The sequence below is a fragment of the Cupriavidus sp. CuC1 genome, assembly GCF_044627735.1.
Classification (GTDB): domain Bacteria; phylum Pseudomonadota; class Gammaproteobacteria; order Burkholderiales; family Burkholderiaceae; genus Cupriavidus; species Cupriavidus ulmosensis.
Genome location: NZ_JBIUHC010000112.1, coordinates 1 through 15,924, shown reverse-complemented (window position 1 = coordinate 15,924; position 15,924 = coordinate 1). Strand labels below are relative to the sequence as shown.

Genomic DNA, 15,924 nt, shown 5'->3' with positions numbered 1-15,924 from the left:
GGGTTGAGCAGGGCCGCCAGCACGCCAGCGGTGCTTGCAAGGAAAGCGCAAGAAGCATTCCTGCCGCCAGAATGTGCGTCGGCGCTGGTCGGGAGCGCCACATGCGCCGCGCGCCGCGCGCAGATTTTACGAACGGTGTAGAAACGCGCGTCCTCGCACCAGAGGGCGGCGTGCAAGTGCAGCCAGCGTTGTAGGACAGCGCCCGCTGAACCATTGGCGGCGCGCTCCATACAATGAATGCAGCGCGTTGCCGGCGGCGGCAGCCAACAGCCAGGAGCGGAAGATGAGCAAGCCAGCGTTCACAATGCATCGGATCGACAGCGCGCCCGCAGCACTGCACAGACGACATCCCGTACTTCACGCCTTTGATCGCTTTGCTGGGGCGGCCACGCGGCAAGCGGGCTCGGCCACGGCATTCGTACTAGCGGTTGGCGTCGTGGTGGCGTGGGCGATAACGGGGCCCATCTTCGGCTTCTCCGAAACGTGGCAACTCGTGATCAACACCGGCACGACCATCATCACCTTCCTGATGGTGTTCCTGATCCAGCAGAGCCAGAACAAGGACGCCGTGGCCGTCCATCTGAAGCTCAACGAGCTGCTGGCCTCACACAAGGAAGCCAGCAACATGCTGATCTCGATCGAAGAGCTCGACGAGGAGGAGTTGCGCCAACTGATCACGTTCTATCGCCAGCTGGCACAACTTGCCGACGAGGAAGGCGGGCTCAAGTGCAGCCACTCGCTGGACGAAGCCCGCGAGAACCACGTGGCCAAACACAGGGCACGTGCGACGCGGTCCACGGGTGGCGGCGACGTTGTGCGTGGCGGCAGCGAAATCCTCGCACACTGAAACGGGCGTCCATAACCCTGCGAGGAGACCGCCGTGGCAGCAGACATCCGCAAGCAACGCAGCGATGCGATGTGCCGGCGCGTGGTGCTGTACGGCTGCCCCGACTACGCCGATGCCGGCAGCCATCAGTGCGTGACGCTGTCGAAGATCGCGCGCAAGGTCGCTGCGGTGGCCGGCTATGTGTTCGCGGGTGCGTTCGAGACATGCGGGGAGGAACGCCCGGCCGAGGCAAAACGAAAGGCGTTGCCGTTCTACTTCGTTCCGTTGGATACGGTGGTCGGGCTCGACCAGGCTGCCAGGCTTGGCATACAGGGCGCAGCCGACCTGTTCGGCGGCGTGGTGCCGTTTGCCTTCGTATCGACCAAGGCGATCACGCACGGGCTGGTCGCGCCAGGAGCCGCTGCGCCCGAGGGCTGGTGCGGCGGATTCGCGGAACGCACGCAGGACGCCGTGCTGCCCGGCTATACCGCCTTCTCCCGCGACGATGCGGCGCTTGCCGGTCGCCGGCTGCTCGAAGACGGACCGGTGCGCCTGAAAGAGCCGTGCGGGATCGGCGGGCTGGGCCAGAAGGTGGTGGCAGATGCTGCCGCGCTTGACCGCGCACTGGCGGGAATGGACCGGACGCCGCTCGAAACGCACGGCGTCGTGCTCGAGCGCGACCTGGATCAGCCGCAGACCTGGAGCGTGGGCCAGATCGAGGTGGGTGGCCGGCGCGCCAGCTATTGCGGCACGCAGGATCTGACCAGCAACAACCGCGGCCACCCCGTCTATGGCGGCTCGACCCTGACCGTGGTGCGGGGTGGGTTTGAGGAGCTGCTCGCACAGCCTTTTCATGCGCGCGCGCTGGCGGCGGTGCGCGCCGCAATGGTCTATCACGAAGCGGCACTGGCCTGCTATCCGGGCATGTTCCTCTCGCGCTGCAACTATGACGTGGCCGCCGGCCGCGCAGCGGGTGGCAATGGCGCGAGGGCCAATGGCCATGCATTGCTTGGCGTGCTCGAGCAATCATGGCGCGTTGGTGGCGCCACCGGTGCCGAACTGGCTGCACTGGCGGCATTGCAGGCCGATCCGAAGCGCCGGCGCGTGGTGGCCTCGACCCGCGAAATCTATGGCGTCGACGTTGAAGTTCCGCCGGGCGCGGAGATCTACTTCCAGGGCGAAGACCGCCACGTCGGGGCGTTGACCAAATACGCACTACTGGAGCCTGACGCAGATGGCAACGCATGAAGAAAACGTGGAAATCCTGTCCGAAGGCGGCAGCATCGCCGGCACGCTGATCACGCCGGCCACGAAGCTGCCCGGCGTGCTGTTCGTGCACGGCTGGGGCGGCAGCCAGCAGCAATACCTGGCGCGCGCGCGCAGGGTGGCCGGGCTGGGCTGTGTGTGCCTGACCTTCGACCTGACCGGGCATGCCGGCACCAGCGGCCAGTACGAGACCGTCAGCCGCATGCGCAACTTGGCCGATGTGGTAGCCGCCTACGATGTGCTGGTGCGCCAGCCCGAGGTGGACCGCAACGCGATCACCGTGGTCGGCAGCAGCTACGGTGGCTATCTGGCTGCGGTGTTGAGCACGCTGCGTCCGCTGCGCTGGATGGCGTTGCGCGCACCGGCGCTGTACATGGACGCAGGCTGGGAACTGCCCAAGCGCCAGTTGCATCGTGACCAGGACCTGGTGGCGTATCGCCGGCAGGTGGTGCCGGCCGATACCAATCGCGCCTTGCGCGCGTGCACCGTGTTCCACGGCGATGTGCTAGTCATCGAGTCCGAGCAGGACCAGATCGTGCCGCATGCGGTCGTCACCAGCTACGTGGATGCCTTTGTGCAGGCGAATTCGATGACCTATCGCGTGATCAAGGGCGCCGACCACGGCCTCAGCGATGAGGAGAGCCAGCGCGCCTACAGCAGCCTGCTGGTGAACTGGCTGCGCGAGATGGTCACGGGGGCGCGTGTGGGTCCGGTGGCGACCGAACGGGCGGCGGAACCTCCTGCTCCAGCGTCCGCCGCGCCGCCGCACGACGACCCGTCAGTGACGGGGCTTGAACCTGCCGGGCCGGAAGCCGGGCACGGTTCGGGAGATGCCGTGCGGCCGGAGACGCCCCATCTGGAAGGCACGGCGATATTCGCAATGAAAGACGGGCCGCGCGGCGAAGACCCATAGCACCGTTGTTTCCGGCATCCGGTCCGCACCACTCTCGAGGAGGAAGCGCCTGTCGTGGATAGTACCCCTGCCGCGGTCCGGTACCGACGAAACCCTGCGTACGGTGCTACGCGAGGCAGGATTGCGCTATGTGGATGACATTGCGCCGGGCAGCACGCGCCGCCGATTTGGTGGCGGCGTTGCGTATCTCGATGCGAACGGCAAGCCGGTGCGCGACGTCGCGACGCTGGCACGCATCGCGGCGCTGGCGATTCCTCCGGCGTATAAAGCGGTCTGGATTTGCGCAGACCCGGCGGGGCCACCGGACGCGACGCGCGGGGCCGCAAGCAGTATGTCTATCATCCCGACTGGGGTGCGCTGCGGGATTCCGACAAGTGCGCGCGCCTGGCGTCCTTCGGCATCTCGCAAGAAGCAGGTGGCGGAGGTCATCAGGGCCGTTGCGCAACGCCTGCGCAATACGGTGGCGTTATGCCGCAAGTGCTATGTCCACCCCGACGTGATCGAGGCGTTCATGAATGACGAGCTGCGCGGCTGTGCGCGCATTGCCGCCATCAGTCGCCTGCGTGCAGACGAAGCGCGGCTCTTGAAACCGCTCTCGCGACGGGCGGCGGCGCAAATAGCCCAACGGCCGCGTTATCGCACGGCCCGCCGGACGCCGAAGGGAAGGCTGCCGACGTAGCCCGGCAGCTTGCATGCCTTGGCGCCGTGCGCAACTCCAGCGGAAGTCCGGATACGCCTGCTTGACCTTGCGGTATACGCCCACCAACTGCACAAAGGCTTCCAGGCTGCGGAAGGGGTCGTCGCGCATGTGATGGACGGCATCCGGCAGCTCGCTTAGGGGCCGGCGCTTGCCGTGCTCGTCATAGGGATGGGCCATGTCGTTGGCGACCATATACCGCTAGAAGGCGGCGTCATTCATCGTGCTCGGCTCGGCACGCGCCAGCGGGGGCACGTGCGACATGCCCATGTCGTGCCAAGCGCGCGCCCGCCTGCTCCGGCCCGATCGCGGTGCCGATCAAGGAAAGCAGCGCGCCGGCGCGGCGGCACGCGGCGCGTGACGTGAACCTTCTGCACCATGTGATACCCGCCAATGGTGATCTGGGTGGGACGCCGGGCGCCAAGCGGCACCATCAGCTTGGCGCCCTCACGCAAGGTGATGATCCGGGCGCAAACGCGGGGTCAGCTCTTGTTGACGGTCCGGTCAGGCGAGACCGTGCCCGCGCCCCGCAGCGCCTCTTCGTCGCCCCCAGTGCCCGAACCCGCCGCCCAGCCGGCGCCCGAAGGGCGCGGCACGCGTAGTTGGTTCTCAACTCCCATCACGCCGAAGACGGCATCGGCGATTTCCTCATTCCTCGATCACGTACTTCTCGCGGCTAGCGCACGTTACATATCTGCCTCCTTGTGATGTAGGCGCCGGCCCGGCGGCATCCTTGATTGCGAGCGGCGGCGCGACCGTATATGGTCATCTCCGCCGCAAAGGACATGCCGCCATGTTCATCGTCACTTGGCGATGCAGGATGCCTGCAAGACGGTGCGCAGCGCAATACACCGTGCGAGCGGGAGTTTGAGTCTTGTCGCCCAACGTATCGGTTACGGCCCGGTAGGGCGCTATGCCGATGTGCCGCAACGGCCAGTGCGGGGCATGGAACTTGCACGGGGCAGCGCATCCAGTCATGCCGAGGAGCGCACCATGTCTACCCCCAAAAATCTGCCACCGCAACACCAGAAGCGCCAGCCCGGTCTTGAAAGCCGCATGCATCCGCAGCCCGACAGCGGGGCGGATGATTATCTCGGCAGCGGCCGCCTGAAGGACAAAGTGGCACTTGTGACGGGCGGAGACAGCGGCATCGGCCGCGCCATTGCCGTCGCCTTTGCGCGTGAGGGAGCGGACGTCGCCATCTCCTATCTGGACGAGCATGGCGATGCGAAGGACACCGTGGCGCTGGTGGAGGCGTCTGGCCGCAAGTGCCTGGCCATCGCCGGTGACCTGGCGGACAACGCCCACGCAGACAACGTGGCGCAGAAAGTGTTAAAGCATTTCAACAAGCTCGACATCCTAGTCAACAATGCCGCTGAGCAGCATTTGCAGAAATCGCTTGAGGACGTGGGGGCGGAGCAGGTGGAAGCCACTTTCCGCACCAATGTCTTTGCGATGTTCCACCTCACTCGCGCCGTGCTTCCGCACCTGAAGAATGGGGCGGCCATCCTCAACACCACCTCGGTCACGGCGTATCGTGGCAGCGCGCACCTGCTGGACTACTCGGCGACGAAGGGAGCCATCGTGTCGTTCACACGCTCGCTGGCGCTGCAAGTGGTCGATCGCGGCATTCGCGTAAATGGCGTAGCACCGGGGCCAATCTGGACGCCGCTGATCCCTTCCACGTTCACAGCCGAAGAAGTCGCTGAGTTCGGCAAGAAGACGCCGATGGGACGCCCCGGCCAGCCGTTCGAAGTGGCCGCGGGTTATGTATTCCTGGCCTCCGATGCGGCGAGCTATATCACCGGACAGATCCTGCACATCAATGGTGGGGAAGTGGTCAATGGCTGACGGCAGGTTCCACGGCGCCGCGTGTGGACCGCCCTTTGAAAAAATTGCGCGCGGCGCCACCCACCCGCACGGCCCGGAAGCAGGCTGGCGGGTCGGCGCGTCTTTTGCTGGGACGCTCCCGGGGGCGGGGAGTCGACGGACTCTGACCCGACAGCCAGCGGCGAACCGCAGGACGAGGCACCCAGGGCGAATACTGGCAGCGCCCGCTGGCGAGGGAGTCGGTGGCGGTGACGTTCACTCTGCCGGAAGTACGGTCGCAGCCAGGGGTAAGCCTTAGCCCGGGGCGTCTGCGGGTGTCAGCTGTGCCCCGTCCGCACCGGTGTCTCGCGCGAATTGTGGTTCCGGGTCGAGGTGCTGCCGGTTTTGGTTCTACCCGTGCGTTGGCTACCGAGGAGGGAATGGATTGGGTGGAATTCACAGGTAATTTATGCCGCCAATGTAGAAATACCTCGCCGTGCCGAGCCATTTGCGAGGTTGCCAGAAGCTACGGGGAACCGGTTCGCCTCGCGGAGCCGGATGGCCGGGCAGTGGTATGGGTCTTGCGTCTGATGCTAGCGTGGCCCCGAGCTGTGTGCAAACTGCTTCGGCTCTCCCGGCCGCACCTGGCCCTGTGCGAATTCCCTTTGTGGCCGAAGTACTGCTGCACGCGCGACATCAATGTGCCAGCCGGCAGGTTCCACGACAGATCCGGTGGGCTAGCAGCGGTCGTAGTACCGGCACGTTCGCTAAACCGCCCGCATAGGTACGAGCGCGGAATCCGCTGCGCGGCAGTGCGATGGCCATGAATGTCGATAAATATAGACGTAGGGAACATTGAGATGGCGATTCGATCCGGATGCAAGCCGCCAAACGCGAGGCCATGCCGTGGAACGTGAACTCAAGCTGGAACTGCCGGATGACCACCTCGACCGCTTGCGCGACTTACCCGCGCTGTCCTCACTGCGCATCGGTCGGCCGCATGATGAACTGCACGTCAACACATACTTCGATACGGCCGATTTTGAGTTGCATCGCCACCAGTTGTCCTTGCGCGTCAGCAGGAACGGCGATCGCCTTGTTCAAACGCTGAAGACGCAGGGGCGCCGGCGGGCAGGGCTCTTTGAACGCGAAGAGTACGAGTCGGCGATTGCGGGCGAGACGCCGGAACTCGATGCGCTGCTCGGCATGGTGCCGAAACAATCCGCGAGCGCTAGGCTGATTGGCGACGCCGGGCTGGCGTCGCGTCTCAAGCCCGTCTTTGCCACCCATGTGCGGCGTACAGTTTCACAGCTGCGGCTGCCGCACGGCGAGGAGGTGGAACTTGCGCTGGACAGGGGAGAGCTCCTGGCGGGCCATGTGAGGGCGCCGATTCACGAAGTCGAGATGGAGATCAAGAAAGGTGAGCCGGATCGGCTCTATGGGATCGTCATGGAAATGTTGGCAGTGGTACCACTGCGGATCAGCCGCCTGAGCAAGGGGGAGCGCGGATATGCGCTGATCGGAGGCGAGGAGCCAGAAGCGGTGCATGCGCAAACCGTGAAGCTTGGTAAGCGCGATTCTGTACGAGACGCCTTCCATTGCATTGCACAAAACTGCCTTGCGCAGGTGTACGGAAATGAACGCGGCGTGATCGCGAACGGCTCTAATGCGGCCGCGTGTGTGCACCAGATGCGCGTGGGTCTACGCCGTCTGCGCTCGGCGCTGGATATGTTTGCGCCCGGAATCGTATGCCCGGACGCGCTGCAACAAGAGATCAAATGGGTCGCCGGAGAATTGGGCGCGGCACGGGACTGGGAAGTGCTGGCGCATGCCACGTTGCCTGAAGCGCTGGCCGACGCGCCAAAAAATATCCATGCGAACGCATTGCAGGAAACTGCGAGCGAAAGGGCTGGCGAGAATCGGCGCCGTGCAGCGCGAGCGGTGGATTCGGTGCGCTACACGCGGCTCGTCATCGAACTCAACCACTGGCTTGACAACGTTGGCAAAGGGGCCGGCCTCGAGCCTGATATCCGCGAGGCACTCGGGGCGTCCGCGCTAAAATTCGCGCGCAAGAGATTGCGGGCTCGACATCGCAAGCTGATGAAGCGAGGCCGCCGCCTGCCAAAGCTCGATGCGCAACGGCGCCACCAGGCGCGGATCGCCGCCAAGAAGCTCCGCTATGCAACCGAGTTCTTCGCGTCCCTCTATTCGCGGCAACGCTTGCGACTATATCGCGCTGTGCTCTCCAGCTTGCAGGACGACCTGGGCTGGCGCAATGACGTAGCGGTGGCGGACGGCCTGTTGTCCGCCCTGCAGGCGGACCGCCCAAAAATCGCCATCGGCGCTGGATTTGTGCGGGGCTACCTGATTGCCCGCGTGGCAGCGGACCAGAAAGCGCTGAGGCGGCTCTGGAAGCGCTTCAGGAGCACCTACCCACCCGCGTAAACCCGCTCGCCGGGCCGAGCGCCGCCGTCGACCAGAGAGACGGCCTCTGTCAAAAGGACGCCCCAAGACATTATCGACCCGTTGGCGGCTAAGCGCGGCCGTGTATCTGGATTCTCGCGTCGCGCCCTTGGCCACTGAAGACCAAGCTAGTCCGCATCTTCTCGCAGGCGTAGCCCGAGCGGGGTGGCGACGTGATCCGCTAAGAAATCGTCCCTGCGCATGACGAGACTAGGAGAGACGGGTCCACAATCATTTCTGGAAGGCCGCTTCCCGGAGCGGTTGTTGTGCGGCACCAGCGTGTCAGTGCTTGGTGTGTGATGATTCTTCGGTTGGTTCCACGAAACGACCTGGCAGAACCTCGACTGCAGCTTGTGAAGCTGCCACCCCTCGGAGCGAGCCGAAGCGGTGCGCATATAGCCAGGTAAACTCTGCGCCCAAAAGGAATAGCTGGGCGGAGTAATACACCCATAGAAGCAATACCACCAAAGAGCCAGCGGCTCCGTAAGCGTTGGCCACGCCGCTCTTTCCAATATAGAGACCAATCAAGACCTTGCCGATCGCGAAAAACACGGCGGTGACGAAAGCACCTAGCCATACGTCACGCCAGTGCACTCTGGCGCGCGGCATGACCTTGTAGATCATGGCGAAAACGGTAGTCACCAGCGCGAGGCTGACGAGGAAATCGACGGCGTGCGCGACTGCCTCTACCTCGCCGAAAAGAGGCCACCAAACATTGCCCAGCGCCGCCACGCCTGCACTGGCGAGCAACGAGACGATCAGGAGAAAGCCGATGCCCAGGATCATGCCAAATGACAACACACGGGCGCGCAGTAGCTGCCAGATACCGGTGTACTTCTGGCGCTCCGGGACCCGCCAGATTCGATCGAGGGCGCTCTGCAACTCGGCGAAGACAGTCGTGGCGCCCGCCAGCAAAGCCACGAATCCCAGCAACGCTGTCAAGGTGCTGGCGCGCGGCTCGCTGACCGCCAGCAACATGGACTCCACAGCCTGCGCGCCGGCGATGCCGAGTAAGCCCTGCAACTGGGCGGCCACCGCGCCACGCGCTGCATCCTCCCCGTAGACAACACCTGCAACGGATATCACGATCAAGAGCAGCGGGGCGATTGAAAACACGGTGTAGTAGGCAATGGCGGCTCCCATGCTGGGCGCGTAATCATCCAGCCAGGCATTGACCGTATCCTTGAGCAGCACTAAGCACTGCCGGAACACCGGTGGGAGAGTCGGTGTCATGATTGGCACCCTTCGGAACATCAAACTGCGAGGCAGCGCCTCGAACCGGGACGTCGAACCGCGCCTACCGTCATCCTCGGCTACCCCGGCATGCCTAGCTTCGGGGTGCATCCTACGTGCACGCACGTGGCGTCCAATTTTTTGTTGGGACTGTCGGGGTAACCGAGCTTTAAAATTGGTGCAAGGTGGCGAACCAGGTCATCCCGGCTATCAGCTAGCACCCGTGACGTAGTTGCGGATGCATCTCCTCGAAGGTCGCAAACGGCACGCATCTTGCATCTTATCGAAATGGGGACGCCAACTGTCCAAATAGTGAATGGATCCTAATGAAGCTTAGTCGAATCACGGTACTTGTCGCTTTGTTGGCGGTCGTCGGAGCCGTGTTGTTGGCGCGTAGACGAGACCGTCGGAAAGCGCCTGCGAGGATATTGCTTCGTCCTGGTCACGGGCGCTAGATGGAGGGAGTCCGCCCCACCAGCGCTCCGCTGCCATGCGGATCCATGGAGGCCCGACATCCGCACCGTCCGTTGTATAGCCGCCGTCAGTTCGGCGCCGCTCTTTGCGAAGTTCGATCTCGCCCGGCCAGCGAACACCGCCAATGCCGCCAATCCGACAGTGGCGAGCACATTCGGACAGCCAGGCTCCGCCCCAGTTCTAAATGTGTCTTCCAGATCGGAAGGTTTCGAACAGCAAAGGCACGCATCCGGGGACTCTTGGTCCGGCCCGCGTGCCTCTCAAACAACGTGGCAGCCTGCCATTGCGCAGTAATGCCCGCGCCTTGGCCACGTAATCAAAGTTGAGCGCCTTTGCGCGATAGTCCTTCAGCATCAGGCGCGCGTAAGCGACGATAGCAACTGGCGCATTGGGAGGCACGGCACGCATTCCAAACAGCAAGGAATGGCGTCAAGCAGCGAAGAGTCTCGGCGATATCCGCATTAGATGTCTGGAGCCGCATCCCATTTGGGCCTCATTTCCTTGCCCCATTTCGTGGGATCTTCGTTGTGCATTCTCTCCATCATTTTTGCTACGTCCGGGTGCTTCTCCAAGACGTGCTTCGTCATGACCTTGACCATCTCGTCCCAAGACCTGGCCGACAACTTTTCGTCGCATTTCCCCCCGAGTTCCCTGCACGTCATCGTTTTCATAGGGGCCGCTCCAAAAGTGAAGAAAAGCAAATTCCAAGATTTGATAACCTACAGAAGTACACGAAAAATCCGAATTCCCTATAGCACATGATAGGACATTCGCGGGTAGCGGCATTTCTGGTAATCCGGGGCCCGTGACTAGCCCGGTCGCTTTGCAATGCCAGCTATCGGCGAGTGATCCGACGCACCATCTCGTTGGCCAAGTAGATGCCGTATCGCTCGCGCAGATTTTCGCAGGCCAGCGTCGGGCCAGAATCGGCAGCACTGTCAGTGCGACCATGCTCTTTGTATGACGGGGGTCACCTGGGATGGGTCGACGACTCTTGGGTGCCGCGCAGGCAGCGCCTAGTTTGAGGCTCCAGCCGATACATTTTGCCGCTGGTGTTCGAGTTCGACGGATTTGGCTAGCACCTACCGTTTCTGCCCGGCGTCCTGCCGAACAAAAACAAGCCGCCAGCGACGGTGCTCTGCCAGTCCACCTGCTCGCTGCGCTTGCGATCAGTTTGGGCTTAAAAGGCCACGATACCGCCACGCTGCGCCTGCATAGGCGGCTATGTGTGCCGTGAGTGCGATTCCGGAACTGCAGGGACGGTATTTCTGTACCCGTCGCGGTCGACTCGCCCGCGCAGGAGATGACGATCATGGCCACCGATCAAGAATTGCGCTTCAATCATCTGTTCCATGCAGGCCGCACGTTCGTCTTTCGCTGCGATGCCAAGCGCCGAGTCGCACCGGCATCAGTACGACATAAGCGCCATCTGCCGCGGACGGCACGGTTGCCTACCTTGCATGCCTTGCAGGCATACCCTAAACGGCTCTCCCCCTCCGAATGGAATGGAGGGATGCTGCTATTCTGACCTATGCAACGGCAAACTGCTCAGCTTCGTGCATTGCGATGGCACGAGCCGCGCGCTCGCAACATCTACTTCTTCGCCGGGGCCGTCGCGAGGTCACCGCGCCTACGGTGGAGTGTCGAGAGCTGGACGCCGCGAGAGTCAGATGAACTTGAACCGCGGTCGCTGCGGCCTTGCGGCTGAGATGGCTTTGGACGCTTCTTGGCCGACGATGACGATCTATCCCGCCTCGACCCGCGCGTAGTACGCCTCGATGGTCCGCTTCCACGCGGGCCGAGCCAGGCACCGATCCCGATACGACGCGATTCCCGGATACGGCGCGATCAATCCCTCGTCCTTGATGCCCGAGAGAAGAACGTGCGCCATCAGGATGTCGGCGACGGTGAAAGCCTTTGTCGCGACGAAGTCGCGGTCAGCGAACCAGCGCTCCAGGTTCGTCAGCACCCGATTCGCCCAGCCGACCAGGAACTCGCGGTGCTTGCCGCAGCTGCCATCCGCCGTCCAGTCGAGCACCAGCAGGCTGAGCAGCGGAGGCTCGACCGAGTTCATCGCGGCGAAGCACCAGCGCACCGCCTGCGCCTCGCCGGCGCGGTCGCCGGGGATCAGGCGGCCGGACTTCTTCGCTAGGTAGACGAGGATGGCGGCGGATTCGGACAGCACCAACCCGTCGTCGTCGATCGACGGGATCTGTTCGAAGGGGCTGAGCCGGCGATAGGCTTCGGTGTTCAGGTCGTTTGCGGGGTGGTCCATGCCGGCCAGCTCGAACGGCAGTTGCATCTCTTCGAGCGCCCACAGCACGCGCAGGTCGCGGGTGTGGCCGCGCGCGACAGCGTTGACCTTCGAAAAGCCGTAGAGCTTGAGCATGGTGACATTCCTTCGTTGAAGCTGCCCTGCTGCGAAGAGTACCGACATTCTAACGCCGGCGCACCACGCCCCTGACGAGATGGCCTCGTCGCGCGCATAGCAGACCAGCCTCTCGCCAGGAATGAAGCCTCTTACTGGGTCACCAACTCAAGCCCAGCTTGCGACTCGTCATCGCCGCGGGCGACCAGCACCTTGATCTTGTTCGGTACCGTTGCACCGATGCCGTCGACCGGGATTGTGGTGATCAGCCAGTCTGCGTTGTTGGCCAGCGTCAGCGCGCCCGAGTCAAAGATCACGGTCTTGGTGCCGGCCGTGGTGATTCGTAGTCGATAGGTGCCGCCATTCAGGTCGATCGAATCGCTGCCCGATGCAGGTACCGCCGACTTGTAGGTGACTGCTGCAAACGTAGGCGTTGTCGCTGTCAGGTCAGCCGCCGGGACTGTCAGGTAGATATCGACATTCTGCGATGCGTTCAAGCTGCGTACGCGAGCCTTGTCAGAGAACAGCCCCTTCTCAAACGGGTCGTCGATCTGCAGTATATCCGCCGCGCTAGCACCGGGCAGGGCCACCACCGTGTATTTGTGGCCGGTGTGCGTGCCTACCTTGGTCCTCCCGAGTTCTGTTGCTGTGTTGGCAACATTGAACGAGAACGTCTGGTTGCCCTCGTCCACGTTGAAGTACTTCGAGACAAACTTGTAGGGCTCGTTCAGTAGGTTGGTCTTGGTGCCGTTCTGCAGCACATCGACGTTAGGGCCGCCGGTAATAGCATGGATCACGCGCACGGTCGGCTTACTGATGCCGATGCGGGCACCGATGCTGTCATCCCCGCCGCCGCATGCCGAGAGGATTGCCGTTGCGGCTAGCGCTAGGCCAAGGATAAGACTGGTCTTGGATCGGAACATGTGTCACCTCTATTCGTTGGAGCTTGGGCGCGCCGCCGCGAACGGCGCGGCATGCTGCCGGCCAGAGTGCAAATGTGGCGGCGCATGCTTGCAAGTGCTGTAATTGCGTATCGCCGTGCAGCAACGATAGGTAGTAACTACGGGTGCAGGCAGGTGCCCGGCTCCGAATTCAATGTCGGATGATTCCGACAGAAGTCACGAGTGAGAGGGTGGTGCGGCCTTCCGGCGCGCAGCGCCCGGCGGGTGCCGGCCCGTCGTCATGCGAAGCGGCCGAGGATCAGCAACTCGATCTTGTCGCGTTTCGCGAGATCAGTGCCGGCGGCGATCGCGGCCTCTCTGGAGGGATAGAGAAACGTGACCGCGTCATCGGTCCCTTCTACCATGATAGTCCACTGCCCTCGACTTGCAGAGGACACGCGGATCCGCTGAACCTGCATGCTATACATCTTTCACCTTGCTATGTCGTCCTCACGTTATGAACCAGCATCCAGCGGCGATCAGGCGCCGTCCGACGCGCGATGTTTCCATTCAGCGCGACCGCACAATGGGCGCCGACGCGCGAGGCATGGAGCATCAGCCTTGACGCTGCGGGGGCCGTGCAGCAACTTCTACTGCGCTTGCATTTCTGCCCATCCTGTCGGGGTACCAGAAGTTCCACCTTCGCCCGCCGCGCGATCACCGAGGCAGCATCAACGGCTTCTTCCTCGGTAAGGAAGTGCACTCTTTCACCCTTCGCACCTTCGTGGCCGACATCCCACCGGTCAGCGTGCGGGATTGCGCGTACGTTGCGTTGCGGCGTTGAATCCATGGCGGCGTCTTGATTGGTGATCTACTGACATTATTTTGGGAGATGCGCTTTCCGATCGCGTCCAGCCTCGGGGAACTCGAGTGCCTGCTGAATGGTCGCTCCTAGAAGAAGACATAGCGGCGCGATGCCGCGAAGCGAGCGGGTGGCATGCCATGCGACCTGCAGTAGTACAGTAGGAGACAGCGATGAAACCAGTCCAGAAGTTCTGTGTTGCCTGCATTGTCGGATTGCTTGCCGCTTCGGATGATGCCGCTGCGCTGGAGGACGTGGGCACGGTAGTGGCCGCAACCACTGAGGCTCCTCCAATGTACGGCACCCCTGGAACGCTGGGGTATCCCGAGGCAGCTAGCGATAGGACATTGCCGAAGGATGACCCTGCAGGCATGGCGACGCCCGCACCGTCTGCGGAATCGCCGACGAAACTTAGCGACGGCGCGATCACGACGAGGATTAAAGCTGAACTCCTCACCGCGAGAGGGGGCAAGTCCACCGGAATTCGAGTGAGGACTGAGAATGGTGTTGTGCATCTCGATGGCAAAGTGGAAAACGACTCGGAGAAACTGACGATTCTGAACACTACCCGTGCAGTGGAGGGCGTGCAATCAGTCGTGGATGGTCTGCAGGTCGGCAAATAGCCAGGGTGGGTTGGATGTGATCGTTCAGCTAAATTCAGGCGCCACATAAGGGCCGCCTCACGAGAACCGGGTGGTCGGGTGAGGCGCAAGCGCGCGCCGGGAAGGACGCTCAGAGAAATTGGTCGGTCTTGCTGGATCCGCGATCGGGGCGCAGTCTTGCAAGGGCCACCCGTATGAGACGGCCAAACGTCAGTCTCCGTATTGAGTACACGCCATCGGACAGATGCACGTTCGGCGATGCTGCCAACCAAATTTGAGGGGGTGGTTCATGACACAGCGAGCACGGGAGATTTATCGGAGTTCCAATGGCGACCGTTGGTCGCTGGTTCGCGACCTGGATTCAGGACGCGTGTTCATCCGGCATGAGCCCAACATATCATCGGGCGGCCAGATATCCGAAACAGCTATCGGCGATTTCCTCGTGTGTGACGCACACGGACCAGAGCATGTCGAGTTGTTGCGGCTTATCGGAACACTTGTCGAATCCGGCTGACGTCGGTGATCGACCACCTCGGAAGTGGGCGTTGCCGTCTCCTCGCAGACGCTTTGCGAGCGCGAGGCTCGCGGCGGGGTTGGTGCGGCCGCACGTGCTGAGCTTCGTATTCGTCGCGCGCCCCTTAGTTAAGTCTGAGCAGATTCGATAGGTGTTGCACCGTCGAAGTGCGTCACGTCTTCGAGATTGCATGAGCGCTCAATGTCCTTTGCCAAACGTCGCCGGAACGGCTTCAAGCTGCTGGCCCTGATGGAGACCTTCCATTATGTGCACAGGCGCACATGCGGACCTGCCGCAGAATGCTATGCTGCCTCCTTAGATTTAGCATCTGTATTCAGTCGGAAGACTGGGCGCCGGCCTGCGCCAAGTACTTTACCGCGGCTTTGAGGTAAGAGCCTTTGCACAACGGAGCGTCATAGGCATTTAAGTTTGGTACATAACGGTACAAAAACTGAGGTTCGCAGCTATTTTTTGGCCGCCGAAAGGCAGTTTTCTTATGCCCGCCGTACGACATAAGATGGCCAAGAAAAGGCCGCTGCTCGCGGCCGAGAGCGTGCCGGAGGTTGGGGAGATCGGGGTGGGGTGGCCGGTTTAGGCGTGTCTGAAGCGGGCCCCGCCTCCGCTGGGGCGCCATCCCATGTGGGCTTGACGATACTTGTTGCTCCAAACAGATTTCCTACGATGGATATGTTCGAGAGCAGGAAGGCTTGGAGGCAACTATGAGCCAGCATAAGCAGACCCTCCTGGTAGTGCTCTACCCGCTAGAGGCAGGTGAGTGGTTGTTCGCTGAAATTGGGCCAAGTGTCATTCACTTCGGCCCGTTCGAGTCCAGAGAGGTCGCCAATAGGCTTCTCTCGGACATGTATCCTGAGACGCCGACAGTGGAACTGCCGGAACAGCCAGCGAAACTCGACGATGATCAGGTATCCATCCTGGGTTCCCGAGTTCGACAGTTTGAGCCCGATTTTCGGCATTTCTGACCGTCGCCCCTAGCACTGGCGCGGCTTCCAGGGTCG

The 15,924-nt window shown here is 62.5% G+C and carries 15 protein-coding genes and 1 pseudogene; 9 read left to right on the top strand and 7 right to left on the bottom strand.

Annotated elements, in window-relative coordinates; all coding sequences use genetic code 11:
* Positions 1–283: 283 nt before the first annotated feature.
* The 4 genes from ACGLHR_RS35655 to ACGLHR_RS35640 all read left to right on the top strand — a co-directional run bounded on the left by ACGLHR_RS35655 (position 284) and on the right by ACGLHR_RS35640 (position 3,684).
* Positions 284–847 (top strand): low affinity iron permease family protein, encoded by a 564-nt coding sequence (locus ACGLHR_RS35655; RefSeq protein ID WP_400099835.1) that lies wholly within the window; start codon positions 284–286, stop codon positions 845–847.
* A 33-nt stretch (positions 848–880) separates the two neighbouring features.
* Complete coding sequence (locus ACGLHR_RS35650; RefSeq protein WP_400099833.1) at positions 881–2,074, top strand: DUF3182 family protein; 1,194 nt, start codon at positions 881–883, stop codon at positions 2,072–2,074.
* The gene (locus ACGLHR_RS35645; protein ID WP_400099831.1) at positions 2,061–3,005 is read left to right on the top strand and encodes an alpha/beta hydrolase family protein; all 945 of its coding nucleotides are present in this window, start codon (positions 2,061–2,063) and stop codon (positions 3,003–3,005) included. The genes ACGLHR_RS35650 and ACGLHR_RS35645 overlap by 14 nt, the downstream gene beginning before the upstream one ends.
* 130 nt (positions 3,006–3,135) lie before the next feature.
* A complete protein-coding gene (locus tag ACGLHR_RS35640; RefSeq protein ID WP_400099829.1) occupies positions 3,136–3,684 on the top strand; it encodes a hypothetical protein in 549 nt (182 codons plus the stop codon).
* 93 nt (positions 3,685–3,777) lie between these two features.
* On the opposite strand, the pseudogene ACGLHR_RS35635 reads toward ACGLHR_RS35640, so the two are convergent.
* Positions 3,778–3,882 (bottom strand): annotated as a pseudogene (locus ACGLHR_RS35635) (ParB-like protein); the annotation flags it as partial.
* 813 nt (positions 3,883–4,695) lie between these two features.
* Between ACGLHR_RS35635 and ACGLHR_RS35630 the strand changes: the two are divergent.
* Entirely contained in the window at positions 4,696–5,553 is an 858-nt protein-coding gene (locus ACGLHR_RS35630) for an SDR family oxidoreductase (RefSeq protein ID WP_400099859.1), read from the top strand.
* An 864-nt stretch (positions 5,554–6,417) separates the two neighbouring features.
* On the top strand, positions 6,418–7,956 hold the full coding sequence (locus ACGLHR_RS35625) for a CHAD domain-containing protein (RefSeq protein WP_400099827.1): 1,539 nt from the start codon (positions 6,418–6,420) through the stop codon (positions 7,954–7,956).
* Positions 7,957–8,256: 300 nt separating this feature from the next.
* On the opposite strand, the gene ACGLHR_RS35620 is transcribed toward ACGLHR_RS35625, so the two are convergent.
* Both ACGLHR_RS35620 and ACGLHR_RS35615 read right to left on the bottom strand, forming a co-directional pair.
* Positions 8,257–9,207: a YihY/virulence factor BrkB family protein gene (locus ACGLHR_RS35620; RefSeq protein ID WP_400099825.1), complete on the bottom strand. Its 951-nt coding sequence runs from the start codon at positions 9,205–9,207 to the stop codon at positions 8,257–8,259.
* A 935-nt stretch (positions 9,208–10,142) separates the two neighbouring features.
* Positions 10,143–10,352 carry a DUF1059 domain-containing protein gene (locus ACGLHR_RS35615; RefSeq protein ID WP_400099823.1) on the bottom strand — a complete coding sequence of 70 codons (210 nt, stop codon included), beginning with the start codon at positions 10,350–10,352 and terminating at the stop codon, positions 10,143–10,145.
* A 641-nt stretch (positions 10,353–10,993) separates the two neighbouring features.
* Here ACGLHR_RS35615 and ACGLHR_RS35610 point away from each other — a divergent pair.
* The gene (locus ACGLHR_RS35610) at positions 10,994–11,209 is read left to right on the top strand and encodes a hypothetical protein (RefSeq protein ID WP_400099821.1); all 216 of its coding nucleotides are present in this window, start codon (positions 10,994–10,996) and stop codon (positions 11,207–11,209) included.
* Between the two features lie 216 nt (positions 11,210–11,425).
* On the opposite strand, the gene ACGLHR_RS35605 is transcribed toward ACGLHR_RS35610, so the two are convergent.
* The 4 genes from ACGLHR_RS35605 to ACGLHR_RS35590 all read right to left on the bottom strand — a co-directional run bounded on the left by ACGLHR_RS35605 (position 11,426) and on the right by ACGLHR_RS35590 (position 13,780).
* Positions 11,426–12,070: a glutathione S-transferase family protein gene (locus ACGLHR_RS35605; RefSeq protein WP_400099820.1), complete on the bottom strand. Its 645-nt coding sequence runs from the start codon at positions 12,068–12,070 to the stop codon at positions 11,426–11,428.
* A 131-nt stretch (positions 12,071–12,201) separates the two neighbouring features.
* A complete protein-coding gene (locus ACGLHR_RS35600) occupies positions 12,202–12,972 on the bottom strand; it encodes a DUF4397 domain-containing protein (protein WP_400099818.1) in 771 nt (256 codons plus the stop codon).
* 257 nt (positions 12,973–13,229) lie between these two features.
* The gene (locus tag ACGLHR_RS35595) at positions 13,230–13,409 is read right to left on the bottom strand and encodes a DUF2188 domain-containing protein (RefSeq protein WP_400099857.1); all 180 of its coding nucleotides are present in this window, start codon (positions 13,407–13,409) and stop codon (positions 13,230–13,232) included.
* 20 nt (positions 13,410–13,429) lie between these two features.
* The gene (locus ACGLHR_RS35590; RefSeq protein WP_400099816.1) at positions 13,430–13,780 is read right to left on the bottom strand and encodes a DUF2188 domain-containing protein; all 351 of its coding nucleotides are present in this window, start codon (positions 13,778–13,780) and stop codon (positions 13,430–13,432) included.
* A 185-nt stretch (positions 13,781–13,965) separates the two neighbouring features.
* Between ACGLHR_RS35590 and ACGLHR_RS35585 the strand changes: the two genes are divergently transcribed.
* Both ACGLHR_RS35585 and ACGLHR_RS35580 read left to right on the top strand, forming a co-directional pair.
* Positions 13,966–14,415 carry a BON domain-containing protein gene (locus tag ACGLHR_RS35585; protein WP_400099814.1) on the top strand — a complete coding sequence of 150 codons (450 nt, stop codon included), beginning with the start codon at positions 13,966–13,968 and terminating at the stop codon, positions 14,413–14,415.
* A 1,212-nt stretch (positions 14,416–15,627) separates the two neighbouring features.
* The gene (locus ACGLHR_RS35580; protein WP_400099812.1) at positions 15,628–15,888 is read left to right on the top strand and encodes a hypothetical protein; all 261 of its coding nucleotides are present in this window, start codon (positions 15,628–15,630) and stop codon (positions 15,886–15,888) included.
* Positions 15,889–15,924: the final 36 nt, after the last annotated feature.